We start from the raw sequence: 25,614 nt of genomic DNA, 5'->3' as shown, positions 1-25,614 counted from the left end.
CGTCGACTTCTACGGGACGGTGGCCGCGGCCGGCCTGCCGGTGATGGTGCAGGACGCGCCCGCCTCGACCGGCGTGACGCTGCCGGCGCCGCTCGTCGTGGAGCTGTCGAAGCTCGACGGGGTCGAGTCGGCGAAGGTGGAGACCCAGCCGACGGCGCCGAAGGTCGGCGCCGTCATCGACGCCACCGCCGGGGAGTTCCCGGTGCTCGGCGGGCAGAACGCGCTCTTCGTGCTGGAGGAGTACGCCCGCGGCGCCGTCGGCACCATGCCCGCCAGTGAGTTCCCCGACCTCCTGGCGCCGGTCCTGCGGTCGTACCTCGCCGGTGCGCACGCCGAGGCCCGGGCCGCCTTCAACCGGCTGCTGCCGCTGATCCGGTTCGGGCTCCAGCCGGGCATCGCCTGGTCGATCCACAAGTACGTGCTCCAGCGGCGCGGGGTCATCGCGTCGGCGACGGTCCGCGCGCCCGCCGTGGACGCGGACGCGGCCACGCTCGCGGCCCTCGACCTGATCCTGTCGGACCTGTCGCTGTGAGAGGCGTGCTCGTGCTGGGCTGCACGTCGCCGATCGGCCGGGCGATCGGGGCCGCGTTCGCCGCCGGCGGGGACCGGGTCGCCGGCGTGGCGCCGGATCCCGGCCCGGATCCGTCCTTCGTGGACAGTGCGGTCGTCGACTGCTCCACCAGCGCTGGGGCGGACGAGGCGGTGTCGTTCGCCCTCGCCCGGCTGGGCCGGCTCGACGTGCTCGTGCTCGCCGCGGCCGTCATGCCGGTCGCGCCGGCCACCGAGCAGACCGACGAGCAGTGGCGGGCGGCCCTCGACGTGACGCTGTCGGGCGCGTTCTACGCGTGCCGGACCGCCCTCCCCCACCTGCCGCCGGGCGGCAGCATCGTGGCCGTCACGTCCGTGAACAGCTTCCTCGCCGCGCCGGGCCTGCCGGGCTACGCGGCGGCGAAGGCCGGGCTCGACGGGCTGGTGCGGCAGCTGGCGCTGGAGTACGGGCCGCGCGGGATCCGGGTGAACGCCGTGGCGCCGGGGATGATCGGGGGTGAGCACCTGCCGCAGGTTGCCGAGGGCTATCCACTCGGGCGCGTGGGACGGCCGGCGGAGGTGGCGGCCGCGGTGGCGTTCCTGGCGTCGCCGGGGGCGGGCTTCATCACGGGTGCCTGCCTGCCCGTGGACGGAGGGCTGTCGATCGCGTCTCCGGCGGCGTGGCTGCGGCCCGACCTGCGCGCCCGGTGGCTGCCGTGACGGCGCCGCTCATCGTCGGGCTCGGGGAGGCCATGGTCCTCTTCCAGCCGTCCGGCGGGGAGCCGCTGAACGAGTGCCGGTCGGCCTCGGTGCACGTGGCCGGGGCCGAGCTCAACCTGCTCGCCGCCGCCCGCCGGGCCGGGGCGCGGGCCGCGTTCTGCAGCCGGGTCGGGGCCGACCCGTTCGGGCGCCGGGTGTGCGCCGCCGCCGCCGGACTGGGCGTCGGCACCGACCTGGTCGCGGTCGACGAGTCGCGGCCGACCGGCGTGTTCTTCAAGGACGTGCGGCCCGACGGCGCCCGCCGCGTGCACTACTACCGGGCCGGCTCGGCCGCCTCGGCCCTGGACGCGGCCGACGCCGACCGTGCCCTGGCCGCCGGTCCCGCCCTGGTCGCGGTGTCCGGGCTCACCGCCGCGCTCGGGCCGGGGCCCCGCCGGGCGGTGGCGCGGCTCGCCCGCGGGGCGCACGCCCGCGGCATCGCGGTGGCCCTCGACCCGAACCTGCGCCCCGGCCTGCCCCCGGTGACGGACCTGCTGGCCGAGCTGCTGCCGATCACGACGTACCTCCTGCTCGGCGTCGACGAGGCCGTCCCACTGCTGGGCACGGACGACCCGGCGGCGGTGTTCGAGCGGGCGCGCGCCGCCGGTGCCGGCGAGGTGGTGCTGAAGGCGGGCGCCGACGGCTGCTGGCACGCGGGCCCGGACGGTCCGCGCCGGCTTCCCTCGGCGGCCGTGGAGGTCGTGGATCCGGTCGGAGCCGGGGACGCGTTCGCAGGCGCGTACCTCGCCGCGCGGCTCGCCGGCGTCGCGCCGCGCGGGGCGGCCTGGCTCGGCACGCGGTTCGCGGCCGGGGTCGTCGCCTCGCCGGGCGACACGGACGGGCTGCCCGCGCCGCCGGCGGCGGCAGCACTCCTCGCGGAGGCCTACAGAACCGGGGCGTGACGCCGATAGGTCGGACAGCACTGTCGTCGTTGGGAGCGAGCATGTCCGGGATCCTGTCGTGGCTCATGCCCAAGGTCGGGCTCAGCGACGCCGCGTTCCGGTCACGGCACCGGGTGCTGCGCACGATCCTCTGGCTGCACGTGCCGCTCGTCGCGGGCATCGCCCTCATGAACGGCCACAGCGTGGTCGGCGAGCACGCCCACGCCGGCGGCTGGCTGGTCTGGTCGGCGGTCGGCGGCATCGTGCTCTGCGGCGCGGGCGCCGCCGTGGCCCGCACCAACCGCGGTGGCGCGGTCGCGGTCTCGACCGGCCTGGCCATCTGCGCCGCCGGGCTGGTCCACGCCGGCAACGGCCTCACCGACCTGCACTTCCACTTCTTCGTGATCGTCGGGCTGGTCAGCCTGTACCAGGACTGGGTGGCCCTCGTCGTCACCATCCTGTTCGTGGCCGGGCACCACCTGCTGGTCGCGCTCACCGTGCCGGAGATGCTGTTCAGCAGCCCGCAGGCGCGCACCCACCCGGTGTTGTTCGTGCTGTTGCACGCCGGGTTCGTGCTCGTGATGTGCCTGACGTCGCTGGCGTACTGGCGGTTCGCCGCCACGGCCGAGGCGGAGGCCGACGCCCAGCGGGCCCGTATCGAGGAGGCGTCGGCCCGGGCCCTGCGCGCGGCGGCCGAGGACGCGGCCCGCCGCGAGGAGGAGGCCGCCTCGAACGCGGCCTCGCAGGTGGAGCGCAGCGAGCAGCTCGGCCGGCGCCTGGAGACGGTGCTGGCCGACGTGGCCGACGCCGGCGTGCGGCTGGGCGCCGAGGCGGGCGCCGCCATGGAGTCGTTCGAGGACGCGCTGGCCCGCATGAACACCACGGTCGGCGGCGCGGTCCAGGACGTCGAGGCCGCCCTGCGCGACTCGAACGAGGCCCGGCGGGTGATCGGCGAGCTGGAGTCGGCGATCTCGGAGATCTCGACGGTGGCCGGCCTGATCGAGGCGGTGGCCGACCAGACGAAGCTGCTGGCGCTGAACGCGACGATCGAGGCGGCCCGCGCGGGCGAGGCCGGCAAGGGCTTCGGCGTGGTCGCGAACGAGGTGAAGGAGCTGGCCGCGCAGACCGCCGCCGCGACCGGCCGGATCGAGCAGACGGTCGGCCAGGTGACGACCGGCGCGGCGGCCGCGGCCATGGCTGTGGGCGGCGTGGCCGACCGCCTGGGCACGGTGGCGACGGCCCAGCGCGAGGTGGCCGACTCGCTGCGCGAGCAGACGACGCTGGCGGCCACGACCCGCGGCTCGGTGGCCGCCGCGGCAGAACAGGTGAGCGCCAGCGCCCACCCGCCCACCCCCGATTCGCGTTGATCTTGCAGTTGTGGTGCCTGACAAATCGGGACGATGCGGGAGTGTCACGGCACCACAACTGCAAGATCGACGCCCTAGGGGGCGGGGGCGGCGGGGGCGGCGGGGGCCACGGCCGGGGCGGCCGGGGCGTGGGTGCGGAACGCCGGGGCCAGGGCCACGATGCCGGCCGCCAGCACGGCCGGGACCACGAACGCCCAGCGCAGCGAGGCGCTCTCGGCCACCGCGCCGATGAGGCCGGCGCCGACCACGAAGCCCACGTAGTTGAAGAGGTTGACCCGCGCGATCGCGACGCCCGTGCCGGCCGGGTCCAGGCGGCCCGCCGCCGAGAACGACTGCGGCACCACGAGCGACAGGCCCAGGCCGACGACCGCGAACCCCGCGATGCCGACCGCCGGGCTCGGGGACGCCGCCACCAGGGCCAGGCCGAGCCCGCCGACCACGCCGCCGACCGAGACGACGCCCGCCGGGCCGAAGCGGCGCACCACGCGGTCGCCGGCGGTGCGGCCGATGAGCATCGTGGTCTGGTACGCGGCCAGGCCGAGCGCGGCGACGCTCGTGCTCGCCGACAGCGCGTGGTCCATGAAGACCGCGCTCCAGTTCGACACCGCCGAGTCCGCGATGAACATGAGCATCATCGCGATGCCGACCAGGACGATCGGGCGCCACGGGATGTCCGGGCCGGCGCCGGGCTCGGTGTCGGGGGCCTCCTCGGCCCGCTTGAGCTGGGCCGGGCCGGCCAGCAGGGCGAGCACGACGCCCACCGCGGCCACGGCACTCATCGAGGCGCCGACCGACCAGCCCAGCCGGGCGGTGCCGGCGGTGGCGAGGGCGCCCAGGATCGCGCCCACGCTCCAGACCGCGTGGAACGAGTTGAGGACCGGGCGGCCGTACCGGCGCTCGACGCTCACACCCTGCATGTTCATCGTCGCGTCGACGATGCCGAGGAAGAGGCCGACGAGGGCCAGCGCGGCGAACAGCTGCCAGTGGGCGGCGGACAGGCCGGCCAGGGCGATCGCCAGGCAGACGCCCGGGCCGCCGGCCCGCAGGACCGGCGAGCTGCCGAAGCGGGAGGTGAGCATGCCGGCGACGACGCTGCCGACGCCCGCGACGACGGGGACGGCCAGCAGTACCAGCGAGAGCTCCCCGTCGGAGAAGCCGAACTTCTCCTGCAGGACGCCGGTCTGGGTGAGCAGCGCGGCGAAGCAGAACCCCTGCACCAGGTAGGCCCCGGCGACGGCGGCACGTGCACGGCGGTCGCGCAGATCCATCGCCGACTCCCGGGGACGCAGAAGTGAGAATATTTCGGAAGCATCGTTCAACGGACGCGGGAACGCAAGAGCACCATACGGCGCACCTGGACGGTCGGCGGCGCCACCGGGCCGGCCGGCAACGCCGCCGACCGGAGGGTCGGCGGCGCCACCGGGCCGGCCGCGCGAGGCGCGGGATCACTCCGGGACGGTTCCCACCGTGGACGGGGCCGAAGCGGGCAGCAGCTCGGTCAGGAGCGCCCGGAGCAGCTCGATCCCGTCGTAGCTCAGCACCGACTCGGGGTGGAACTGGACGCCGGCGAAGCGTTGGCCGCGCAGGGCGTGGACGTCGCCGTTGGCCGGGTCACGGGAGACGTGCACCTCGCCGTAGGGGGTGGTCACGCGGTCGGCCGGGGTCGTCGCCGTGAACGTCGAGTAGAAGCCCACGCGGGCGGGGCGGCCGAAGAAGTCGATCTCGCGCTGCATGCCCTGGTACGGCGCGGCCTTGCGGCGCAGCGGCAGGCCCAGCTCGCCGCAGAGCAGCTGGTGGCCGAGGCAGACGGCGAGCAGCGGCGTGCCGGCGTCCAGCAGCCGCCGCACGAGGCCGCGCATGGTGGCCATCTTGGGGTCGTCGACCAGGCGCGGGTCACCCGGGCCCGGCCCCGGGACGACGAGGTCGAACCCGTCGGTGTCGATTCCCGAGTCGTACCGCCGGAGCGTCACCTCCAGCCCCAGCACTCGCAGCTGATGCAGGAGCATCCCCGTGAATGTGTCCTCGGCGTCGACGATGAGCACGCGGCGGCCGGTGAGGGCCGGGTCGGGGGTCGACGCGTCGCGGGGCCGGAGCCAGAACGGCGCGAGGGTCGCGTTGCGGGACACCAGCGCGGCCCGGACCTCGGGGTCGGCGGCGAGCGTCGCGGCGCCGGGCACCTCGGCGTCCACAGTGGACCTCTCCGGGTGCGCAGCGGTCAGGCCGAGCGCGGCCAGGACGCCGGCGGCCTTGGTGTGGGTCTCGGCCACCTCGCCCGCCGGGGTGGAGTGGCGGACCAGCGTGGCGCCCACCGGGATGCGCAGGCGGCCGGTCGCGTCGATGTCGGCCGTGCGGATGAGGATCGGGGCGTCCAGCGTGTCGCCGTCGACCAGGGCCAGCACGGCGCCGTAGTACCCGCGGCCCCGGCCCTCGTGGCGGGCCACCACGCGGCAGGCGTTCTCGATCGGGCTGCCCACCACGGTCGGGGCGAACATGGTCTCGCGGAGCACGTCGCGCACGTCCAGCGAGCCGCGGCCGGCCAGCAGGTACTCGGTGTGGACCAGGTGGGTCATCTCCTTGAGGTACGGTCCGATGACCTGGCCGCCGAGGTCGGCCACCGTCGCCATCATCTTCAGCTCCTCGTCCAGGACCATCGACAGCTCGTCGATCTCCTTGCGGTCGGCGAGGAACTCGAGCACCGACGCCTTCTCCGGCCGGCCACGCAGAGTGCCGCTGATGGGGTTCATCATCACCAGGCCGTCCTCGACGCTCACGTGGCGCTCCGGGGTGGCGCCGACGAGGGTGCGGTCGCCGGTGTGGACGACGAACGTCCAGTAGGCGCCGCGCTCCCGGGTCAGGAGCCGGCGGAACACGGTCAGGGCCGCCGCCACCGGGTCGCCGGCCAGGTCGGCCTCGAAGACCCGGTGGATGACGAAGTTGGAGCCCTCGCCGCGGCCGATCTCGTCGCGGAGGACGGTCTCGACGATCGAGGCGTAGGTGTCGTCGTCGACGTCGAACGCGCCGCCCGCCAGTTCCAGGTCGACATCGGGGAGGGCGGCCAGCGCTTCGGCCAGCGGCACCTCCCGGCGGTCGGCGATGCGCAGGACCGACAGCGGCGTGCCGTCGTCGACGCAGGCGAAGCCGCGCTCGCGCACCTGGCGGAACGGGACCAGCGAGAGCGAGCGGTCCGGGATGTCGGCCAGGTGCTCGACGGTGACGACCGGGCCGGTGAGCACCTCGACGACGTCGCGGCCCTCGCGACGCAGCAGGGCAAAGGGCGAGCCGGGAGCGAACATGGGATTCCCCTTCGGACGGTGGTCGGAAGGCCGGCCGAGGCGGGGTCGAGCGCACGAAAAAGCGACCGCCTCGTGGCGGCCGCGGAAGGTGTCACGCGGGAGTGGGCCGCCTCGTCAGGCGGGCCACCAGCAGCTGTTCAGTCGCGCGTGCACACAACGCACAGTACAAGGGAATCCCCGGCGGCACCAGACGCACCGCCGGGGACGGCCGGTCACCTGCCGAGCTGGCTCATCGTCGCCTCGGCGTACCGGGTGCCGGCGACGTCGGTGCCGATCGCCAGCTTCTCCAGGGCGGCCAGGTCGTCGGGCGTCAGCGCGACGTCGAGGGCGGCGACGTTCTGCTCGAGGTACGTGCGGCGCTTGGTGCCCGGGATCGGCACCACGTCGGCGCCCTGGGCGAGCACCCAGGCCAGCGCGAGCTGGGCCGGCGTCACGCCCCGGTCCTCGGCGAGCGAGCGCACCTCGGCCACCAGGTCGAGGTTGCGGGTGAAGTTCTCGCCCTGGAAGCGCGGGTTGCCGCGGCGGAAGTCGTCCGGTGCGAACTGGTCGGGGCTGGTGATCTCGCCGGTGAGGAAGCCGCGCCCGAGCGGGCTGTAGGCCACCAGGCCGATGCCCAGCTCCCGGAGCAGGGGCAGGATCTGCTGGTCGGGCTCGCGTGACCAGAGCGAGTACTCATACTGCCCGGCCGTGACCGGGTGCTCGGCGTGGGCGCGGCGCACGGTCGCCGGCGACGCCTCCGAGATGCCGAGGTGCAGCACCTTGCCGGCGGTCACCGCCTCGGCCAGCGCGCCCCACGTCTCCTCGATCGGCACGGTCGGGTCGACGCGGTGCTGGTAGTAGAGGTCGATGTAGTCGACGCCGAGCCGCTGCAGAGAGGCGTCGAGGGCCCGGCGCACGTAGTCGGGCCGGCCGTTGATGCCCCGCCGGTCGCCGTCGCGCTCGATGCCGAACTTGGTGGCGAGCACCACCTCGTCGCGGTGGCCGGCGATGGCCCGCCCGACGAGCCGCTCGTTCTCGAACGGCCCGTAGGCGTCGGCGGTGTCGAGGAACGTGACGCCCAGGTCGATGGCGCGGTGGATGGTGGCGACGGACTCCGCGTCGTCACCCGGGCCGTAGAACTCGCTCATGCCCATGCAGCCGAGGCCGAGGGCGGAGACGGTCAGTGAGCCGAGGTTTCGCTGTGGCATGCCCCGATACTGCCCCTTCGAGCGGCCGCTACTCGCGGGCCGAGCGGGACCTCGTCAGGCCGTAGAGGCACAGCAGGGCCGCGAGCACGAGCGGGACGCCGTCACGGAGGACGCCGTCGGCGCCGAGGAGCAGCCAGCAGAGCACCGGCTGCACGATCAGCACGAAGATGCTGATCAGTGCCAGCAGTACCCGCGCCCAGGCATGGCCGAAGAGGGTCACGAAGCTGATGACCCCGGCGACCAGGCCGACCGCGAACGAGAGCACGAACCACGAGACGACCAGCGGCACGGCGGTCTCCGGCGGGCGGCGCGGCTCGTCGAACAGCGAGCCGAGGGCGACCAGGCAGGGCACGAAGAGCAGCGCGGAGTACGACAGGGCGGCCACCCGCGCGGTGAGCACCCACGGCGGCACCGGCCGGCGCGGCGCCCGGCGGGTCAGGTGCGCGTCGATCTCGGGCGAGCGGAACAGCTGCCACAGCACGGCCACGCACAGCGCGGTGACGACGGCCAGGCCGGCCAGCACCGGCCACGGCGGCAGGAGGTCACCCGCGCGCGGCTGGCTCAGCCGGGCCGAGGCGAAGACCGTGGTGACGGTCAGGATGAGGCCGAAGGGCCGGGCGGTGAGCCGGCCGAATCGCAGCTCGCGCATCAGGAACAAAAAGCCCAGGGCGCGCAGGATCGCCCAGACCGTGCGCACGGCCAAGCCGAATCCGGCCTCGGCCGAATACTCCAGGTTGACGATGTCGACCGCCACAGTGACGACGGCGGTCGTCAATATAAGACGGCGCAATCGACGGCTGGCCGGAGTGGGTGCCGGCGGGCGGTCGATTTGCAACAGTTCACGCCAGCTGGAACCCATGAATGGGCACGCTAGCACCCTGCTTCCGCACATCCGGTACGCCAATGCACTATTGTTTCCGCCCATGACCGGGCGATTCCAGAACGGACGATGGACGCTGAGGCTCGCCGTCATTGTCGGTTTTCTCAGCATCCTTGCCTATTCGGGCACCGCTGTCGCATACGGGCCGCGCCTCTCGCTCGTGTCCAGCGACCCGTCCGCCGAGTCGTCCGTCGCGCACCTGCCACGGACGCTGGAGCTGCAGTTCACCGAGACCCTCGTCGAGGCCCACGTCATCCTGACGGACAGCGCCGGCCAGGCGATCGAGCTCGGCACGCCGGCCATCCGCAACGAGACGGTGAAGGTGTCGGTGTCGGTGCCGGACGGCGCGCCCGGGCGGTACACGCTGTCGTACTCGACCACGAGCACCCTGGACCGCGCCAGCCACGGCAGCCTCTCCTTCACGGTGACGACGGGCGTGAAGCCGTCGAAGGGCGCCAAGACCCCGTCGCCCAGCCATGTCACGGAGAGCACCGCCCCGGCCGCGGCTCCGGCCGACTTCTTCTCCAGCAACCCGGGCGCGCGGCCCGACGCCCTGGTCCCGGAGCCGCGCTCCGACCCACCGGCCTGGTGGACGTACGCGGCGGCGGCGCTGGTGGCGGCCTGCATCCTGGTGGCGTTCCTGGGCTTCAGCCGTCGGCGGATCCGGCCGGCCGCCGCGCCCCGGGTCGCGCCGCCGAGCCCGGCCAACGAGCCGAGCTGAGGGCGGCTGGGCGCGGTCGTCCGACCGTCGGCCGGGCGTGCCGGTGGCGGGGTGCTGGGTCCGCAACGCCCACCGCCCGCAACGCCCACCCGCAACGCCCGGGGCCGGTTGCCGCCCGTGGCGGCGGCTTTCGCCGCGCGGGGACGTCATTTGAGGGAATCTCGCCCGTTTCGCGGCCTATCGTGGGGACATGCTGGAGCACCTGCGCATCCTGGTCGTCGACGACGAGCCGGACCTGATCGAGATCGTGCGCCGGGTGCTCAGCCGGGCCGGCGCCGAGGTGATCACCGCGTCGGGGCTGGCGGGGGCCGAGCGGCTGTGCGCCGAGCATCCCAAGGGGATAGACCTGGCGATCACCGACCTCAAGCTCAACGACGGCTCGGGGCCGCAGGTCGCCGAGGCGGTCCGGGCCACGTGCCCGGACGCGCTGATCATGTACATGTCGGGGCTGCCGTACTTCGACGCCGCCGTCGTCGACCTCGGGCCGGACGCCTCCGTGATCGCCAAGCCGTTCCGCGCCACCGAACTGGTCGACATGGTGCAGGTGGCCCTGATCAGGGCCGGAAGGGTCGCACCGGAACGTTAAGCGGGCACAGCCACCGGGCATAGGGAGCGTACCGACCCCCGGCGGACGAGGTGGCGTGATGATGGCGGACCACGAGCTCGACGGCGCGCCCGACAAGCCGGCCGAGCTGACCAAACGCTCCTGGATCGACGTGCTGAAGCGCACCGTCAAGGAGTTCAACAACGACAATCTCACCGACTGGGCGGCGGCGCTCACCTACTACGGCGTGCTGTCGATCTTCCCGGGGATCCTGGTCCTGCTCTCGGTGTCCGGCATGCTGCTCACCGACACCACCCAGGATGCGGTACTGAAGAACACCCAGCACCTGTTCCCGGCCTCCATCGCCGGCCCGGTGAGCGGCGCCGTCGACGAGCTGAAGCAGGGCTCGGGCTCGGCCGGCGTCCTGGCCATCGTCGGTCTGCTGGGCGCCCTGTGGACGGCGTCCGGGTACGTCGGGGCGTTCATGCGGGCCTCCAACGCCATCTACGACGTGCCGGAGGGCCGCCCGATCTGGAAGCTGCTGCCGCTGCGGCTCGGCATCACGATCGCGGTCGGCGCGCTCATCTCGGTCGCCGCGCTGAGCATCGTCTTCACCGGCCGGTTCGCCCAGCAGGCCGGCGGCTGGATCGGTCTGTCGAAACAGGCGGTGCAGATCTTCGACATCGTCAAGTGGCCGGTGCTGCTGCTCGTGGTGATGCTGATCCTGGCCCTGCTGTACTGGGCCTCCCCCAACGCACGGCAGACCGGCTTCCGGTGGATCACCCCCGGCGGGGCGCTGGCCGTGTTCATCTGGCTGCTGGCGTCGGGCGGCTTCGCGATCTACGTGTCGAACTTCTCCTCCTACAACAAGACGTACGGCACGCTGGGCGGCATCATCGCGTTCCTGGTCTGGCTGTGGATCTCGAACATCGCGATCCTGCTGGGCGCCGAGTTCGACGCCGAGCTGGAGCGCGGGCGGGCCATCGAGGCGGGAGCGTCCGAGGACGAGGAGCCGTACATGCCGCTGCGCGACTCCAGCAAGGTCAAGGAGGACGCGCACCACGGCATCACCGGCGACAAGCGGAAACACGACGGCCAGACCGACAACGACGCCGACGACAACGACCCCGCCGAGGAAGACGACGGAGCTAACGCAAGGAGGGCGTGAGCGCGTCGCCCACCTGCTCCGCCAGCCCGGCCATCTCGAAGGCGACCGCCCCCACGTCACAGCCCGGCTGGACCATCGTCGCCAGGCTGGCGAGCGAGTCCCCCTCGCCGAGCGCCGTCACGAACAGCAGGCTGCGCCCCATCTCCACGATCGTGCGCACCACCGGGCCGGCCCCGGTGCAGCCCGAGACGCCGTGCGCCAGCGACACCGCGCCGGCCACCATCGCGGCGAGCTGGTCGGCCCGCTCGGGCGGCAGCTCCTCGGACGCGGCGACGAGCAGGCCGTCGCCGGAGACGGCGACCGTGTGCCGCACGCCTTCGACCCGAGAGGTGAAGCCGCTCAGCAGGCGGTTCAGCCCCGTGGTGGAGGTCATGACGTCGAGTGTCCTTCCGTGGTGACGGATTTCGCGGTGTTTGTCGGTTTCTTCGAGATGATGCGGGCGGACTCGGCCTCGACCGTCGGGCCGTCCGCCTGGACTCTCGGCCCCGGTACCACCGGAACCACCGTCGTGCCGTTGCGCGGCGCGGGCACGTCGACGGGCTCGCCCCCGGGCAGCGCCGGGCTGCGCTCCAGCAGCCGGGGCCGCACCTGCCGCTGCCCCGCCACGGCCGGCGCGACCGCCACCGGCTCGGCCGCCCGCACCAGCCCGGCCGGGATGCGCACGACGGCGACCAGGCCGGTGCCCGACCCGGCCGGCTGCAGCTGGACGTCGACGCCGTGGCGGGCCGCGAGCCGGGCGACCACGGCGAGGCCCATGTGGCGCGAGTCGGCGACGTCGAGCGGCGGCGGCTCGGCCAGGCGGCGGTTGAGGTCGGCCAGCCGGTCGGCGGCGAGGCCGGGCCCGAGGTCGGCGACCTCGATGATCAGCCCGTCCCCCGCGCGCCGGGTGTCGACGAGCACGGGAGCGTCGAGCGGCGCGTGGCGGGCGGCGTTGTCGAAGAGCTCGGCGAGCAGGTGCACGGTCCCGTCCACCGCCTCCGGGGCGAGGGCGGCGTCGGTGTCCACCCGGCCGTACTCCACCCGCTCGTAGTCGAGGATCTGCGACTGCGCGGCCCGCAGCAGGTCGTAGACCGGGACGGGCCGGCGGTGGGCCCGCGACGGGTCGGCCCCGGCGAGCACCAGCAGGCTCTGGTTGTCGTGGCGGATGCGGGCGGCGAGGTGGTCGAAGCCGAACAGCTGGGCGAGCCGGTCCGGGTCGGCCTCGTCGCGCTCGGCGGTGTCGAGCCGCTCGACCAGCGAGTCGACGAGCCGCTGGCCGCGCCGGGCCAGGTTGACGAACGCGGTCGACACGCCGGCGCGCAGGGCGGCCTGCTCGGCGGCGGCTCGCACGGCCTCCCGCTGTACCGCGTTGAAGGCCTCCGCGACCCGGCCGATCTCGTCGCGCCCGGCCACCGGCACGTCGGTCGCGGCGGCCTGCTGGGCGGCGACCTGGTGCGCCGTGGCCGCGTCGGCCTCCTGCAGCGCGCGGACGGTCTGCGGGAGCCGCTCGTAGGCGACCCGGATCGCTCCGGCCTGCAGCGCGCGGAGGGCACGGGCGGTGGAGCGGCCGACGACGACCGCGACGGCGACCGAGCCGGCAACGACGGCGAGCGCCAGCGCGATCCCGGCGACGATCGTGCGCTGCTGCTCGCCGCGGGCGTCGCCGGCCAGCCGCACCGTGTCGGCGGCGGCCAGGTCGCTGACGGTCCGCAGCCCGTCGAGGTGGGCCAGGGCGAGCCGCGGGAAGTCGGGGTCGGAGGGCCCGCCCAGCAGCGCCCGGTCGACGGCGGCGGCCTCCTCGGCCGACGGCACCGCGTCGAGCGCGGCCCGCCAGGCGGCCGGGGCGTCGGCCGCGAAGCGGCGCAGCGCGTCGAGCTGGGCGCCGCGGTGGGCGATCAGCCGCTGCTGGTCGGCCGGGGTGGTGACGCCGCGGACCACGCTCACCTGCACCAGCGCGAGCTCCTCGCGGGCCACCGCGAGCCAGCCGGCCGCGCGGATCGCGGAGCGGACCACGCCGGGAGCCGGGCGGTCGGCGATGGCCTGCTGGAAGGCGGCGAGGTCGGCGATGACCTGACCGTACTGCAGCAGCACCGGCTGGAGGGGACCCTGCGTCACCGGCGTGGCGCGCAGCGCGGTCAGCGCGTCGAGGACCCGCCGCAGGGGCGGGCCGGCGGGGTCGTCCGGGTCCAGTCGGGCCACCCGGCCGCGGAACCGCTCCACGGCGGCGTCGGTGGCGGAGGCCTCCGAGCCGGCGGGCCCACCCGAGGCCAGGGCGAGCCGCTCCCGCTGCAGGCCGTCGGCGACGTGCCCGGCCTCGGCCGCCACCGCGGCGACGGCGCGCAGGTCGCCGGGGCCGGCGGTCACGGCGGCGGACACCGCGTACCCGGTCAGGGCCAGCAGGCCGAGCAGGGGCACGACGAGGATGAGGCCGAGCTTGGCCACCACCGGAAGGTCGGCGAGCCGGAGCCGGCGGCGGCGTTGCTCCACCGTCTATGCGTACACCCTGCAGCGCTGCGTACGGAAGACATAACTTCAAGTAATCGTCCGAATTGATGGGTTTCACGGTAATATGCGGGGCGCTTAAGCAAGAACAAAGACAAGTTTGAACCGGCCCCGTGCTTCCCCGCTTGAGGGCCGGGACCGCGCTCACTAGGGTTTCGTCCGTGCCTGAGCGGCTCTTCTCGGACGACCCCTCGTCTGCTGGCGTGCCCAAAAAGGTCAAGGGCGAGTACTTCAGCGACTACACCGGCGAGTTTCCGATGCCACGGGTGCTGCAGGAGCCGCGCCCCGAGCCGGAGCCGCCCGTCGAGCCGCGCCGCAAGGCGACCGGCCCGGCCCCCGCGTGGCTGCGCACCGGCCGCCCGGCCCTGCACGAGCTGACCCGCAACCGCCGGCAGGCGCTGCTCGCCCTCGGCGGCGGCGCCGTCGCGCTCGGCGGCCTCGGCTCCGGCGCCGCGGCGATGCTCGGCCGCCCGCCGACCACCGAGGACGAGGAGTTCGTCAAGACCGGCGAGGGCGGCGGCAACATCTCGCCGCGCGACGCCGGCTCGTTCTCCAACCGCGACTCCAGCTACACCAGCGGCCAGGGCGACCTCAACGACCTCGGCGCGGCCGGCCTCGCCGACACGCCCTCGGCCGCCGCGGTCGCCGCCATGCGGGCCACGCCCCGGTTCCCGTCGCCGCTGAACCGCGACCCGGTGCTGCACCTGCTGCGCCGCTGCACGTTCGGGCCGACGCTGGCCGACGTGGCGGCCGTGAAGCAGGCCGGCATCGACGCGTGGCTCGACCAGCAGCTCGACCCGGCCAACCTGCCCGACCCGGTGGGCGACGCGGTGCTCAAGACGACACCGACGGTCACCATGACGACCCAGCAGATCCGCACGACGGTCAAGGAGAACGACGGCCAGGCGATGCAGGAGCTGTGCCGCGCGGCGATCGCCCGGCAGGTCTGGAGCTCCCGCCAGCTGTTCGAGGTCATGGTCGACTTCTGGAACAACCACCTCAACATCACCAGCCCGTTCGACGGCGGCTGGGACACCCGGGTGCCCTACGACGTCACCGTGATCCGCAAGCACGCGCTCGGCAAGTTCTCCGACATGCTCATCGCGTCCGCGCGGGATCCGGCGATGATGCGGTACCTCGACAACACGTCGTCGGACAAACGCAACGTCAACGAGAACTACGGCCGCGAGCTGCTGGAGCTGCATACCGTCGGGATCGACGGCGGCTACAACGAGAAGGACGTCCGCAACTCGGCGTACCTCATGACCGGCAGGACGGCCGCGCGGGACGGCACGTTCCGGTACGAGCAGGGCAAGCACTGGACGGGTGCCGTCAAGGTCCTCGGGTTCCAGCACGCCAACAAGTCGGCCAAGGACGGCCTCGCCGTCGGTGACGCCTACCTGCTGTACCTGGCGAGCCATCCGTCGACCGCGCGCTACATCGCCCGCAAGCTCGCCGTCCGGTTCGTGTGCGACACGCCGCCGCAGGCCCTCGTCGACCGGCTCGCCAAGACGTACCAGGAGAGCGGCACGGCGATCATCCCGGTGCTCAAGGTGCTGTTCCGCTCGCTGGAGTTCTGGATCGCGTCCGGCCTCAAGACCCGCCGGCCGCTGGAGAACTTCGTGGCGACCGCCCGGGTCGTCGGCACCCAGCCCGGCCCGGACATGAAGAAGGCCCTCGACGACCTCTACAACTTCACCCGCAAGCTGGGCCAGCCACCGCTCGGCTGGGAGCCGCCGGACGGCTACCCCGACGTGGCGACCGCGTGGAGCTCGGCGGCGGGCATGCTGGAGACCTGGAACGCCCACCGGGCGTTCGTCCAGGGCCAGTGGAAGGGCCTGTCGAACCCCAAGGCCGACACGCTCGTGGCCCAGCCCGCCGCGACCATGGCGACGTACCTCGACGTGCTGTGCAACCGGCTCGTGTTCCAGCCGATGCAGCCGGCCGAGCGGGACGCGCTCATCAAGTTCCTCGGCGCGAAGCCGGACACCCGCATCACGGACCCCAACCTGGGCGGGAAGCTGCCGAACCTGGCCCCGCTGGTCCTCGACTCCGTCTACCACGCGCTGCGGTGAGGTCATGATCCTCGATCCTTCTGCCCTCCCGGAGGGCGAGCGCCGCCCGGCCAGCCTGGAAGAGCTGCGCCGGCACGGCCCCAACCTGTGCGAGGCGGCGATCCGCGTCCAGGCCGAGCAGGTCGGCGACGAGCTGGCCTCCGAGCGGGACAAGTGGAGCAAGGGCTTCACCCGGCGCCGGCTCGTGCAGGGCGCCGGGTTCGTCGGCGTCGCCGCGCTCGGCAGCCAGCTGGTCACCAGCCGGGTCGCGTTCGCCGCGCCGGAGGACAGCAAGGGCACGCTCATCGTGATCTTCCTGCGCGGCGGCATGGACGGGCTGTCCGTGGTCGCGCCGGTCGAGGACGGCAACTACCGGCAGATGCGGCCCAGCATCGCGATCCCGGCGGCGGCCGCGCTGCCCGCCGGGCGGGGCTTCGGCCTGCACCCGGCGATGGAGCCGCTGTTCAAGTTCTGGCAGTCCGGCCAGATGGCGGCGGTGCACGCGGTGGCCTCGCCGGACGCCAGCCGCAGCCACTTCCAGGCCCAGGACGCGCTGGAGCGGGGCGCCGCCTCGGTCGCGGTGCGCACCGGCTGGCTCGACCGGGTGCTCGCGCAGATGGGCCCGGGCACCACGTTCCGGGCCGTGGCCCAGGGCTCGGCCCTGCCGCGCTCCCTGGTCGGTGGCGAGCAGGCCATCGTGCTCAACGGCATCCGCGACTTCCGGATCGACAACGACGCCATGCGCACCCAGACGATGGAGGCGCTGAAGACGCTGTACACCGGGCTGGACCACTCCCTGGCGGCGACCGCGAACAGCACCATCCAGGCGATCAACACGGCCCAGCGGATCGCGAACTCGCAGTACCGTCCGGCCGAGGGCGTCCAGTACCCCGGCGGCGGCCTGGCCGACCGGCTGCGCGACATCGCGCAGCTCATCAAGGCGGGCGTGGGCCTGCGGGTGGCGGCGCTCGACGTCGGCGGCTGGGACATGCACACCAACCTCGGCCGGGTCGACGGCGGCGACATGCGCAACTCGCTGGGCAACCTGTCCCAGGCGATCGGCGCGTTCGCCACCGACCTGGGTCCGGCGCTCGACCAGACGACGATCGTGACGATGAGCGAGTTCGGCCGGCGCGTGCAGGAGAACGGCAACGTGGGCGTCGACCACGGGCACGGCAACGCGATGCTGCTGGTCGGCGGCGGCCTGAACGGCGGCAAGGTGCACGGCAAGTGGCCGGGGCTGTCGCAGGGCGCGCTCGACCAGGGCGACGTCGCCGGCGCGAACGACTACCGGGACGTGCTCGCGGAGATGCTCAAGAAGCGCTTCAACGTGGCGGACTCGGCGGCGATCTTCCCGAACCACCAGTTCCAGACGATCGGCGTGTTCAAAGGCTGAACACGGCGCCCGTCGTCGTCGACAGCGTGCACGCGTTGCCGAAGGTGTGCACGTAGTCGACCTTCCGGCCCTTCCAGCGGCCCTGGGCGGTCACCGTCACCGGGTCGTACTGCATCGTGCACGCGCCGCCGCTGACCTGCAGCTTGCCGAAGTTCCCACCGACCTTGGCCAGCTCGGCGCAGGCGCTGCGGGCCTGCTTGTGCGTGCCGCCCGCCGGCGAGCAGGTGAGCAAGGCGCGGCGCTGGACCGGCTTGGTGGACCCGCCCTTGGCCACGGTGAGCGTGAGCAGGGTGGGCCCGGGTCCGGTGGCGCTCTCCCAGGTCCGGCCGCCGGCCGGTCCGCCCGCCGCGGCGGCGGCCGCTCCCGCGTCGACCGCGACGATCGCCGCCGCCATGAGCGCGGCGGTCGCTGCGGTCGTGGCGCTGGTCGCCAGCCGTCGTACACCCATGCCTTCATCCCCCGAATTCGCACCTGTTCGGCTCCGGAACCCTACCCTATTTTCCGGACATTTTTCGATTTATCCGGTACTTCGGGTGCACAATTCGGTCGCGTCGCGTCTCCTGTTGATCGACGTGCGCGACTACTGTGTCTGCAACAGGGCCGATGTGGAGCGGAGGTCGCCGTGACGCTGGAAGCACAGGCCCAGAAGCTCGTCGCGGGTCTGGTCCGGGTCGCCGTGATGGCCCCGACCGACGGCCCCGAGCCCGAGCACGGCCTCCCGCCCGCCCACCGGCAGGTGCTGCTGCTGCTCGGCCGGCGCGACCGGGAGTTCCGCCTGTCCGACCTGGCCGCCGAGCTCGGCTCGACGGTCGCCGCGACGATGGCGCTCGTGTCGCCGCTGATCGCCGAGGGCCTGGTCGAGATGCGCCCCGCCCCGTCGTATGCGGCGCGCGACATGCGCGTCGCCGCCACCGAGCGCGGCCTGGCGACCACGCCCGCCCCGCAGAACTGGGCCGCCTCGCTGCTCGGCCACGTCGAGGATCTCGACGACAAGACCCAGGCCCGCCTGCTCCGCCTGGTCACGGCGAGGATCGGCCTGCTGCAGCAGCAGGGCAGCATCCCGGTGACGAAGATGTGCCTGTCGTGCCGCTTCTTCGACGGGTATCGTCACCCCGGCACCGACAACCCCCATCACTGCTGGTTCGTCGACGCGCCGTTCGGTTACCGTGAGTTGCGCCTGCACTGTCCCGACCACATCGCCGGCCATCTGCCGCCGCAGTCCGGGTGACACTCGGCCCCCGCCCGCTGCATGATGGTTCGCCAGCTCTTATGCTGGGGCGCGTGAGCACCGTGGGGGCACAATGTCGATGTCGGTAACGGTCAACGTGACCATGGACGGTTCGACGGTCGTCTCCGTCCGGGGCGAGATCGACCACACCACCGCCACCACGCTCCGTCAGGAGATCGTGTCCGCCGCCACGAGCCGCCGCCCGAGCGTGCTCCGGGTGGATCTGGGCCTGGTGACGTTCCTGGACTCGGCCGCGGTGGGCGCGCTGGTCGGCGCCCAGCGGGAGGCCGGCGCCGAGGGGGTGCGGGTGGTGGTCCACCGCGCGAGCCCGTTCGTCCACCGCCAGCTCCGCGTGGCCGGCGTGCACGAGATGCTCGGCTCCCCCTCCGAGCCCGACCCGGACCACATCACCTACTAGCCCCGCCGCCGACGCGCACTCCGCCGACCGCCCTGGCCCCCTCGACCGCGCGCACTCCGCCGACTCCCCTGGCCGCCCTTGACTGCGTGCACTCCGCCGACTGCCCTGGCTCCCCCTTGACTGCACTCACTCCGCCGACTGCCCTGGCTCCCCCTTGACTGCGCTCACTCCGGACCGCGCCGCCACGTGGGCTGACCGAACAAATCCGACATTTCCGAAATGCCGGGCGGGATGAGCGGAGTCCGACCTACGGCTCATGATCCATGGAGAGTTTCGGTTGCCATGGCAGCCAGAATCCTCCATCGATCATGGCGGCGGGTCAGGCGCTCGGGGTCTCCGTCGCCACCTGCGCGGGCTGGGCCGCCTGAGCCGGGACCTCGTAGCGGTTCGGGGCCGGGCGGACGTCGTCGTGCGGGAAGACCCACGCGCGGTACGCCCACAGGCGGAACAGCATCGCCAGCAGCGTGCCCAGCACCATGCCGAACGCGAAGTCCGACAGCTCCTCGACCAGGCCGCTCACGGTCGGGTGCTGGAGGCCGAACACGTACCGGGCCACCCACAGCGGAGCCGCGTTCACCACGATGCCGGCGCCGTTGATCGCGAGGTACAGCAGCATCTCGTGGTGGCGGCGGCGACCCCCGCGGGTGCGGAAGGACCACTCGCGGTTCAGGAAGTAGGAGACGACCGAGGCCACCACGTTGGCGACGGTCAGCGCCGTCACCGGCTTCTCGTCGAGCACGGTGAGCCGGAGAGCGTAGTTGACCAGCAGCGTCACGACGTAGCAGAATCCGCCGACGATCACGAACTTCACCGTCTCGCGGTGCTTGCGTAGCAGGACCGCCAACCGTGTGGGCAGGTGGTTCAGCGCCCGGTCTGTGAGCCGCATCGGGCGGACTATACCCCGGAAATCTCCCCGAATACTCAGCGGTCGCCGGTACAGACCGTCTGGGTGGGGGTGATCGCGCGGGTGTCGTCCAACGGTCCGACGACGACGCAGTAGGCCACGCCGGGCTCGACGCCGCGCACGACGTACGAGCTGGTGCCGGGCGGGACGGTGGCCAGCACGACCGGGGATCCGCCGGCCCGTGAAACTGCCACGACCAGCGTGGCCCGCGGGCCGGTCCAGCTCACGGACAGCTCGGTGCCCTGGTCGTGCAGGCGCAGATCCTGTACCACGGGAGCCCCGCTGGACCCGGCCGCCACCGACGGCTGGGAACGGGCCCGCCCGGTGCTCACCGAGTGCCAGATCGACAGGCCGGCCACCACGAGCGCGACGACGACCACGGCGACGACGGCCTTGAGCGGCACGACGAGCCGCGCCCGGTCGGGCCGGGCCACGGGCGCACGGTCAGGGAGATCTGGGAGATCGGGGAGATCGGGGAGGTCTGCGAGGTCGGGGAGGTCGGCCGGGACCCGCGCGACCGGAGGGGCGGGCGACACCGGAGGGGTCATCGCCGGCGGCGCCGACGGCCGGCGCGACGACACCGGCCCCGAGGAGACCGGGACCGCCGACACCGGGACGACCGAGACCGGCGCCGAGGGCATCGGCGGCTCGACCGCCGCCAGCTCCCACTCCACCGCCTTCGTGAACGGGTGCCGCGACCCCAGCCGGGCCCGCGCCGAGGCGTGCGCCAGGGTGAACAGGCGCCGCGCCGCGGGCAGGTCGCCCTCGGCGTGGTGCAGCGCGGCCAGCTCGGCGGCGATGCGGATCGTGTCGAGGTCGTCGGCGCCGTACTCGCGGCGGTGGATCACGTACGCGGCGTTGAGCATGGTCAGGGCCAGCCCGCGGTCGCCCTTGTCCCGCTGCAGCAGGGCCAGGTTGGCCCGGGCCAGCAGGATCGCCCGGTGCAGCGAGTCCGGCTCGTCCTCCTCGAGCCCGCTGTCGAGGACGGCGTGGTACAGCCGCTCGGCCTCGTCGCGCTCGTCGTAGTCGTGCCGGACCGCGGCCAGCACGGCGAGGGCGTGGATCGTCGCCGGGTGGCGGGCGCCGTGCAGCCGGGCGGCGTTGGTGGCGGCGGACTCCGCCAGGTCGTACGCGGCCCCGAGGTCGCCGAGCTCGCGCAGCGCCTCGGCCAGCAGCCGGCGGGCGGTCACCCGGTCCTCGTCGGACAGGTCACGCTCGTCGAGCAGCGCCTGGGCGAGGTCGCGGGCGCCGGCGAAGTCCCAGTCGAGGATGCGCTCCTCGACCTCGTCCAGCCGGTCGGTGATATCGACGCTACTCACAGTCTGCCCTCCGCCGGAGAGCTTAGAGGCATACCGTGACGCTGCGCCAGCACCCCATCACCGGATGGCGTCGGCTCCGGCAGCCTGCCACGTCGCTGCCGGAGCCGAGCCGTCCGCGTTACCGCGTGGAAAACCGCGGGCGCCGCACACTGTGAACGTTCGGCCGGGCGCCGGAGGCCTTGAGGGAATTACCCAAGCAGTCGCCGGTAGAGGGCCAGGTAGTCGTCGACCATCCGGTCGGCCGAGAAGCGCTCGACGGCGCGGGCGCGCACCTGCGCGCGGTCCAGCTTGAGCGCGTCGTCGAGGATCGCGGCCGCGTCCTCGGCCGAGCTCGCCAGGAAGCCGGTCACGCCCGGGTCGACCACCTCCGGCATCGAGCCCAGCGGATACGCGACGACCGGGGTCCCGCACGCCATCGCCTCGACGACCGAGAGCCCGAACGGCTCCGCGAAGCCGATCGGATGCAACAGTGCGGCGGCGGTACCGAGGATGCGCGCACGATCGGCCGGCCCCACGTTGCCGCCGTAGACCACCGACGACCCGTCGACGTGCGGGAGCACCTCTTCCTCGTGGTACCGCTGATCATGCACCGGGCCGCAGATCAGCAGGCGCCGGCCGGCCGCGCGGGCGATCCGGATGGCCTCGGCGGTGCCCTTGTCGGGGTGGATCCGGCCGAACGCGACCAGTTCCTCGCCGGGCGTCTCGCAGTACGGGAACTGCCGCATGTCGATGCCGTGGTAGATGGTCGCGGCGTAGGAGAGGCCAGGGCCGCGGTCGGCGTCGGAGATGGACACGTACGCCGAGTGCGCGCGCTGGTACGCGGGCAGGATCGCCGGCGAGCAGAACCCGTGGACGGTGGTGACCAGCCGGCTGCGGCAGAACTCGCTCATCGCCAGCGGCAGCCAGTCGAGGTGGTTGTGGACGAGGTCGAACTCACCGCTGCGGGCGTAGCAGTGCGCGACGTGCATGGCCTCCCAGACCCGCCCGTCGTAGCCGGAGTCCTCGTTGTACGGGCGCTGGACGACGCCGTCGAGCCGGGCTGCCGTGATCGAGTCGAGGCTGGCGAACAGCGTGACGTCGACGCCGCGCGCGACCAGCCCCTCGGCGAGCAGGGAGACGATCTGTTCCCACGGTCCGTACGCGCGCGGCGGCGTCCGCCACGCGATCGGCCCGAGCAGTGCGACCTTCATCGCGTCCCCCTACCCCTGCGCTTGATCACCAACCTCCTCCATCTTGGGCGGGCTCAGTTTCCGCGGGGCGCTGCCGATGTTCAGATCATCCGAACAAGCGACAGGGAGTTCGATGACCGCGTGGCGCTGGTATGCGGTCCTCGGGCTCGGCGCCGTCGCCGTCGGCGGGTTCCTGCCGGTCATGCCGCGCCAGGGGCTGTACGCGCTGATCGGCCTGTCCGCCGCGGCCGCCGTCGCGGTGGGCGTGCGCCTGCACCGCCCCGAGCACCGGCGCAGCTGGGTCGTGTTCGGCGTGGCCATCGGCTGCTCGGTGCTGGCCAGCCTGGCCTGGGCGGTGCAGTACCAGCTCAGCGGCGCGGTCGTCTTCCCGGCCGCCAAGGACGTGCCGTTCGTCGCCTCGTACACGCTGATGGCGCTGGGCACGCTCGCCTGGGTGCGGCCGGACCCGCGGCGGCCGCGCGGCGAGCGGTTCGTCGACGCGGGGATCGTCGCCTCCGGCGTGGCCGCCATCGCCTGGACGTTCATCGTGCACCCGCTGCTGTTCACCCAGCACGTGGGCGTTCGGCGGACGACGGGGCACCTGATGTACATCGTGATCGACCTCGTGCTCGTGGTGCTCGCCGCCCGCATGGTCTTCACCAGCTCGGTCCGCTCCCCCGCCCACGCGCTCGTGTCCTGCGCGCTCGGCGCCGTGATCACCGGGGACGTCGTCTTCTCCGCGGCGGTCGCCTGGACCGGCGACACGCGCGGCGACGCGATCTCGACCGGGCTCTATCTCTGCGCGTACGCCCTGATCGGCACGGCGGCGCTGCACCCGTCGATGGCGGGCGCGGCCGGCCGGCCGGAGCGGGTCCAGCCGGTGATCCCGCGCCGCCGGGTGTACCTCTACTCGGTCCTGGCCCTGGTCGGGCCGGTCGTCGCGATCACCATGCTGCTGGTGGAGTCGCCGCTGCCGTCGCGCTGGTGGGTCGTCGTGCCGCTGGCGACGTCGGTGGTCACGTCGATACTGCTGATCGCCCGGCTCAGCCAGCTCGTGCGGCTCACCAACCGCCGGGTGCGGGAGCTGGACGCCCATGCCGTCGCGCTCGGCACGGCGCTGCAGGAGCAGGAGGCACTCCGGCAACAGCTCACCCACCGGGCGCTGCACGACGCGCTGACCGGCCTCGGCAACCGGGCGCTGCTCCAGGAGCGGCTGGAGCACGCGGTCACCCGCACCGCCTCGTCGCACGGCCTGCTGCTGCTCGACCTGGACGGGTTCAAGGACGTGAACGACACGTTCGGCCACCCGGCCGGGGACGCGCTGCTCATCGAGGTCGCCGCGCGGCTGCTCGGCGAGGTGTCGACGTCCGACACGCTCGTGCGCCTCGGGGGTGACGAGTTCGCGGTGCTGCTGGAGGACGTCACCCCGCCCCGCCTGTCGAGCGTCGGCGCCGCCGTGGTGGCCGCGCTGGGCCGGCCGTACACGGTGCACGGCCGCGAGCTCAGCGTCACGACCTCGGTCGGCTCGCTGCACTTCGCCGCGCCGACGACGCCGTCGGAGGCGCTGCGCAACGCGGACCTCGCGCTGTACGCGGCGAAGGCGGCCGGCAAGAACCGGCTCGCCGTCTACGAGCCGCGGCTCGCCGTCGAGCGGCACGAGCACATGCGCATCTCGGCCGCGCTGCGCCGGGCCGTTGCCGAGGAGGAGTTCGTCGTGAACTATCAGCCGGTCGTTGACCTCGCGACCGGGCGCGTGACGGCGGTCGAGGCGCTGCTGCGCTGGAGCCCGGAGGGCACGCCGGTGCCGCCGCTGGAGTTCATCCCGATCGCCGAGCAGTACGGGCTGATCGTGCCGATCGGGGCGTGGGTGCTGCGGCAGGCGTGCCGGGACGTGCGATCGTGGCACGAGCGCTTCGGGATCTCGGTGACGGTCAACGTGTCGGGCCGCCAGCTGCGGGAGCCGGGCTTCGTGTCCGTCGTCCTGTCGGCGCTGCGGGACGCGCCGCTGCCCGGCTCGGCGCTGATCCTGGAGATCACCGAGTCGGTGCTCGTCTCCTCCACCGGCGCCTCCTCCGGCGGCGGCGTCTCCGATGTGGCTGAGCTGCTGTCGTCGTTGCGGGAGGCGGGTGTGCGGATCGCAGTGGACGACTTCGGCACCGGATACTCGTCGCTGGCGTACCTGCGGCACCTGCCCGTCGACATCCTGAAGATCGACCGGGCGTTCACTCCGGACGGCGCGCAGGCCGAGGAGATGGCGTTCACCCGGGCGATCGTGGAGCTGGGCAACAGCCTGCGACTGTCATCGATCGCCGAGGCGGTCGAGACGCCCGAGCAGGCCGAACGCCTGCGGCAGCTGGACTGCCCGCAGGCGCAGGGCTATCACTTCTCCCGGCCGCTGCCGGCGGACGCGCTGGACGAGGTGCTGACGTCCTCGAACGGCGTCCTGCCCGGCGCCCGCCCGACCTCCCGCCCGGTCTCCCTCCCGGCCTCCCCGCGTTGATCTTGCACTTGTGGTGCCGCGATGACCCGAGTTTGTCCGGTTTTGTCAGGCACCACAAGTGCAAGATCGGCGGGGCGCTGGGCGACGGTCCACCACCGCATGGCGTGCTGGTGGCGGGTCGTCAGTCGGCGAGAATGGCGTAGAGCTTGCGGCGGGTCTCGGTCAGCACCTCGAGTGCCTGCGCCCGCTGCTCGCTGGTGCCGTTGAACCCGACCTGCCGCAGCGCGTCCATGATCCCGATCGCGGCGTCGCGGAACTCCTGGGCCTGCGAGACGTTCTCCGCCCCATACTCCTGCCAGGGCGCGTTCTGCGCGGCCGCCTCCGCCTCCGGCCGCCCGGCGTCGGTGAGCACGAACCGCTTCCGCCCGCCGGACTCCTCGGCCACGATGAGGCCCTCGTCCTCCAGCAGCTGCAGCGTCGGATACACCGAGCCCGGGCTGGGCCGCCAGATGCCACCGGTGCGCTGCTCGAGCTCCTGGATCATCTCGTATCCGTGCATCGGCCGCTCGTGCAGCAGCGCGAGCACGGCCTGCCGGACGTTGGGGCGCCCGCCCCGGCCACGCCCCCAGCCGCCACCGCGGCCGCCGGGACCGTGATGCCCCCACCCGCGCCCGGCACCGGGCGGAAGCAAGCTGCCGAACCCCCGCTGCCAGGCGCCGGCGTCGAAGAATGCTCCGTGTCGCGACCTCATGTCGCTTCCCCTTCCAGTAGGACTATCGTTGATACCTCGACGATATATCGGGAACCTATCGCCGACAACCTCTTCCCGATACAAAGTTGAGCCCCCTCACAGCAACTGTTGGGGGGCGGACGCAGG

General features: G+C 73.3%; 23 protein-coding genes. 12 read left to right on the top strand and 11 right to left on the bottom strand.

Annotation, left to right across the window (positions count from 1 at the left end; all coding sequences use genetic code 11):
* The 4 genes from IEZ31_RS06915 to IEZ31_RS06900 form a co-directional block, all read left to right on the top strand.
* The coding region (locus tag IEZ31_RS06915; protein WP_190248890.1) for a dihydrodipicolinate synthase family protein at positions 1-532 on the top strand (532 nt) is incomplete at its 5' end.
* Positions 529-1,248 carry an SDR family NAD(P)-dependent oxidoreductase gene (locus IEZ31_RS06910; RefSeq protein WP_190248889.1) on the top strand — a complete coding sequence of 240 codons (720 nt, stop codon included), beginning with the start codon at positions 529-531 and terminating at the stop codon, positions 1,246-1,248. The genes IEZ31_RS06915 and IEZ31_RS06910, both read left to right, overlap by 4 nt.
* Complete coding sequence (locus IEZ31_RS06905) at positions 1,245-2,189, top strand: sugar kinase (RefSeq protein WP_190248888.1); 945 nt, start codon at positions 1,245-1,247, stop codon at positions 2,187-2,189. The genes IEZ31_RS06910 and IEZ31_RS06905 overlap by 4 nt, the downstream gene beginning before the upstream one ends.
* 41 nt (positions 2,190-2,230) lie before the next feature.
* The gene (locus IEZ31_RS06900) at positions 2,231-3,535 is read left to right on the top strand and encodes a methyl-accepting chemotaxis protein (RefSeq protein WP_190248887.1); all 1,305 of its coding nucleotides are present in this window, start codon (positions 2,231-2,233) and stop codon (positions 3,533-3,535) included.
* A 74-nt stretch (positions 3,536-3,609) separates the two neighbouring features.
* On the opposite strand, the gene IEZ31_RS06895 is transcribed toward IEZ31_RS06900, so the two are convergent.
* The 4 genes from IEZ31_RS06895 to IEZ31_RS06880 form a co-directional block, all read right to left on the bottom strand.
* A complete protein-coding gene (locus tag IEZ31_RS06895) occupies positions 3,610-4,803 on the bottom strand; it encodes an MFS transporter (RefSeq protein ID WP_190248886.1) in 1,194 nt (397 codons plus the stop codon).
* A gap of 177 nt (positions 4,804-4,980) precedes the next feature.
* Positions 4,981-6,828: an anthranilate synthase family protein gene (locus IEZ31_RS06890; protein WP_190248885.1), complete on the bottom strand. Its 1,848-nt coding sequence runs from the start codon at positions 6,826-6,828 to the stop codon at positions 4,981-4,983.
* 212 nt (positions 6,829-7,040) lie between these two features.
* Positions 7,041-8,015, bottom strand: a complete 975-nt coding sequence (locus tag IEZ31_RS06885; protein WP_190248884.1) for an aldo/keto reductase — start codon at positions 8,013-8,015, stop codon at positions 7,041-7,043.
* A 28-nt stretch (positions 8,016-8,043) separates the two neighbouring features.
* On the bottom strand, positions 8,044-8,790 hold the full coding sequence (locus tag IEZ31_RS06880) for a hypothetical protein (protein ID WP_229834349.1): 747 nt from the start codon (positions 8,788-8,790) through the stop codon (positions 8,044-8,046).
* A 148-nt stretch (positions 8,791-8,938) separates the two neighbouring features.
* Here IEZ31_RS06880 and IEZ31_RS06875 point away from each other — a divergent pair, with 148 nt between their 5' ends.
* The 3 genes from IEZ31_RS06875 to IEZ31_RS06865 all read left to right on the top strand — a co-directional run bounded on the left by IEZ31_RS06875 (position 8,939) and on the right by IEZ31_RS06865 (position 11,328).
* Positions 8,939-9,616 (top strand): copper resistance CopC family protein, encoded by a 678-nt coding sequence (locus tag IEZ31_RS06875; RefSeq protein WP_190248883.1) that lies wholly within the window; start codon positions 8,939-8,941, stop codon positions 9,614-9,616.
* 190 nt (positions 9,617-9,806) lie between these two features.
* Complete coding sequence (locus IEZ31_RS06870; protein WP_190248882.1) at positions 9,807-10,202, top strand: response regulator; 396 nt, start codon at positions 9,807-9,809, stop codon at positions 10,200-10,202.
* A gap of 58 nt (positions 10,203-10,260) precedes the next feature.
* A complete protein-coding gene (locus IEZ31_RS06865) occupies positions 10,261-11,328 on the top strand; it encodes a YihY/virulence factor BrkB family protein (RefSeq protein WP_190248881.1) in 1,068 nt (355 codons plus the stop codon).
* Here IEZ31_RS06865 and IEZ31_RS06860 read toward each other — a convergent pair.
* Both IEZ31_RS06860 and IEZ31_RS06855 read right to left on the bottom strand, forming a co-directional pair.
* Positions 11,309-11,701 carry a roadblock/LC7 domain-containing protein gene (locus IEZ31_RS06860; protein WP_190248880.1) on the bottom strand — a complete coding sequence of 131 codons (393 nt, stop codon included), beginning with the start codon at positions 11,699-11,701 and terminating at the stop codon, positions 11,309-11,311. The genes IEZ31_RS06865 and IEZ31_RS06860 overlap by 20 nt on opposite strands.
* Positions 11,698-13,794, bottom strand: coding sequence for a sensor histidine kinase (locus IEZ31_RS06855; RefSeq protein ID WP_190248879.1), 2,097 nt, complete (start codon positions 13,792-13,794; stop codon positions 11,698-11,700). Before IEZ31_RS06855 ends, IEZ31_RS06860 begins: the two co-directional genes overlap by 4 nt.
* A 176-nt stretch (positions 13,795-13,970) precedes the next feature.
* Here IEZ31_RS06855 and IEZ31_RS06850 point away from each other — a divergent pair, with 176 nt between their 5' ends.
* Together IEZ31_RS06850 and IEZ31_RS06845 are read left to right on the top strand one after the other, a co-directional pair.
* Positions 13,971-15,884: a DUF1800 domain-containing protein gene (locus IEZ31_RS06850; protein ID WP_190248878.1), complete on the top strand. Its 1,914-nt coding sequence runs from the start codon at positions 13,971-13,973 to the stop codon at positions 15,882-15,884.
* Positions 15,885-15,888: 4 nt separating this feature from the next.
* Positions 15,889-17,259 carry a DUF1501 domain-containing protein gene (locus IEZ31_RS06845; protein WP_190248877.1) on the top strand — a complete coding sequence of 457 codons (1,371 nt, stop codon included), beginning with the start codon at positions 15,889-15,891 and terminating at the stop codon, positions 17,257-17,259.
* Here IEZ31_RS06845 and IEZ31_RS06840 read toward each other — a convergent pair.
* Positions 17,249-17,707 carry a subtilase-type protease inhibitor gene (locus IEZ31_RS06840; protein ID WP_190248876.1) on the bottom strand — a complete coding sequence of 153 codons (459 nt, stop codon included), beginning with the start codon at positions 17,705-17,707 and terminating at the stop codon, positions 17,249-17,251. The two genes, IEZ31_RS06845 and IEZ31_RS06840, sit on opposite strands and share 11 nt — an antisense overlap.
* Before the next feature lie 174 nt (positions 17,708-17,881).
* Between IEZ31_RS06840 and IEZ31_RS06835 the strand changes: the two genes are divergently transcribed.
* Positions 17,882-18,487 (top strand): MarR family winged helix-turn-helix transcriptional regulator, encoded by a 606-nt coding sequence (locus IEZ31_RS06835; RefSeq protein WP_190248875.1) that lies wholly within the window; start codon positions 17,882-17,884, stop codon positions 18,485-18,487.
* Between the two features lie 73 nt (positions 18,488-18,560).
* Complete coding sequence (locus tag IEZ31_RS06830; protein ID WP_190248874.1) at positions 18,561-18,905, top strand: STAS domain-containing protein; 345 nt, start codon at positions 18,561-18,563, stop codon at positions 18,903-18,905.
* Between the two features lie 319 nt (positions 18,906-19,224).
* On the opposite strand, the gene IEZ31_RS06825 is transcribed toward IEZ31_RS06830, so the two are convergent.
* The 3 genes from IEZ31_RS06825 to IEZ31_RS06815 form a co-directional block, all read right to left on the bottom strand.
* The gene (locus IEZ31_RS06825; protein WP_190248873.1) at positions 19,225-19,791 is read right to left on the bottom strand and encodes a GtrA family protein; all 567 of its coding nucleotides are present in this window, start codon (positions 19,789-19,791) and stop codon (positions 19,225-19,227) included.
* A 35-nt stretch (positions 19,792-19,826) separates the two neighbouring features.
* Positions 19,827-21,128, bottom strand: coding sequence for a tetratricopeptide repeat protein (locus IEZ31_RS06820; protein WP_190248872.1), 1,302 nt, complete (start codon positions 21,126-21,128; stop codon positions 19,827-19,829).
* Positions 21,129-21,316: 188 nt separating this feature from the next.
* Positions 21,317-22,318 carry a glycosyltransferase family 4 protein gene (locus tag IEZ31_RS06815; protein WP_190248871.1) on the bottom strand — a complete coding sequence of 334 codons (1,002 nt, stop codon included), beginning with the start codon at positions 22,316-22,318 and terminating at the stop codon, positions 21,317-21,319.
* Positions 22,319-22,430: 112 nt separating this feature from the next.
* Between IEZ31_RS06815 and IEZ31_RS06810 the strand changes: the two genes are divergently transcribed.
* Positions 22,431-24,797: a putative bifunctional diguanylate cyclase/phosphodiesterase gene (locus tag IEZ31_RS06810; RefSeq protein ID WP_190248870.1), complete on the top strand. Its 2,367-nt coding sequence runs from the start codon at positions 22,431-22,433 to the stop codon at positions 24,795-24,797.
* A 121-nt stretch (positions 24,798-24,918) separates the two neighbouring features.
* On the opposite strand, the gene IEZ31_RS06805 is transcribed toward IEZ31_RS06810, so the two are convergent.
* Positions 24,919-25,488, bottom strand: a complete 570-nt coding sequence (locus tag IEZ31_RS06805; protein WP_190248869.1) for a PadR family transcriptional regulator — start codon at positions 25,486-25,488, stop codon at positions 24,919-24,921.
* Positions 25,489-25,614 lie beyond the last annotated feature (126 nt).

The sequence above is a fragment of the Dactylosporangium sucinum genome, from assembly GCF_014647515.1.
Taxonomy (GTDB): Bacteria; Actinomycetota; Actinomycetes; order Mycobacteriales; family Micromonosporaceae; genus Dactylosporangium; species Dactylosporangium sucinum.
This window is presented reverse-complemented; position numbering and strand designations above follow the sequence as displayed.

Bases quoted from the DNA above. Each gene is read 5' to 3' on its own strand.
- IEZ31_RS06805 (WP_190248869.1), bottom strand. From the start codon at position 25,488: ATGAGGTCGCGACACGGAGCATTCTTCGACGCCGGCGCCTGGCAGCGG.
- IEZ31_RS06810 (WP_190248870.1), top strand. From the start codon at position 22,431: ATGACCGCGTGGCGCTGGTATGCGGTCCTCGGGCTCGGCGCCGTCGCC.
- IEZ31_RS06845 (WP_190248877.1), top strand. From the start codon at position 15,889: ATGATCCTCGATCCTTCTGCCCTCCCGGAGGGCGAGCGCCGCCCGGCC.
- IEZ31_RS06860 (WP_190248880.1), bottom strand. From the start codon at position 11,701: ATGACCTCCACCACGGGGCTGAACCGCCTGCTGAGCGGCTTCACCTCT.
- IEZ31_RS06890 (WP_190248885.1), bottom strand. From the start codon at position 6,828: ATGTTCGCTCCCGGCTCGCCCTTTGCCCTGCTGCGTCGCGAGGGCCGC.
- IEZ31_RS06840 (WP_190248876.1), bottom strand. From the start codon at position 17,707: ATGGGTGTACGACGGCTGGCGACCAGCGCCACGACCGCAGCGACCGCC.
- IEZ31_RS06875 (WP_190248883.1), top strand. From the start codon at position 8,939: ATGACCGGGCGATTCCAGAACGGACGATGGACGCTGAGGCTCGCCGTC.
- IEZ31_RS06865 (WP_190248881.1), top strand. From the start codon at position 10,261: ATGATGGCGGACCACGAGCTCGACGGCGCGCCCGACAAGCCGGCCGAG.
- IEZ31_RS06900 (WP_190248887.1), top strand. From the start codon at position 2,231: ATGTCCGGGATCCTGTCGTGGCTCATGCCCAAGGTCGGGCTCAGCGAC.
- IEZ31_RS06885 (WP_190248884.1), bottom strand. From the start codon at position 8,015: ATGCCACAGCGAAACCTCGGCTCACTGACCGTCTCCGCCCTCGGCCTC.
- IEZ31_RS06825 (WP_190248873.1), bottom strand. From the start codon at position 19,791: ATGCGGCTCACAGACCGGGCGCTGAACCACCTGCCCACACGGTTGGCG.
- IEZ31_RS06870 (WP_190248882.1), top strand. From the start codon at position 9,807: ATGCTGGAGCACCTGCGCATCCTGGTCGTCGACGACGAGCCGGACCTG.
- IEZ31_RS06830 (WP_190248874.1), top strand. From the start codon at position 18,561: ATGTCGATGTCGGTAACGGTCAACGTGACCATGGACGGTTCGACGGTC.
- IEZ31_RS06815 (WP_190248871.1), bottom strand. From the start codon at position 22,318: ATGAAGGTCGCACTGCTCGGGCCGATCGCGTGGCGGACGCCGCCGCGC.
- IEZ31_RS06895 (WP_190248886.1), bottom strand. From the start codon at position 4,803: ATGGATCTGCGCGACCGCCGTGCACGTGCCGCCGTCGCCGGGGCCTAC.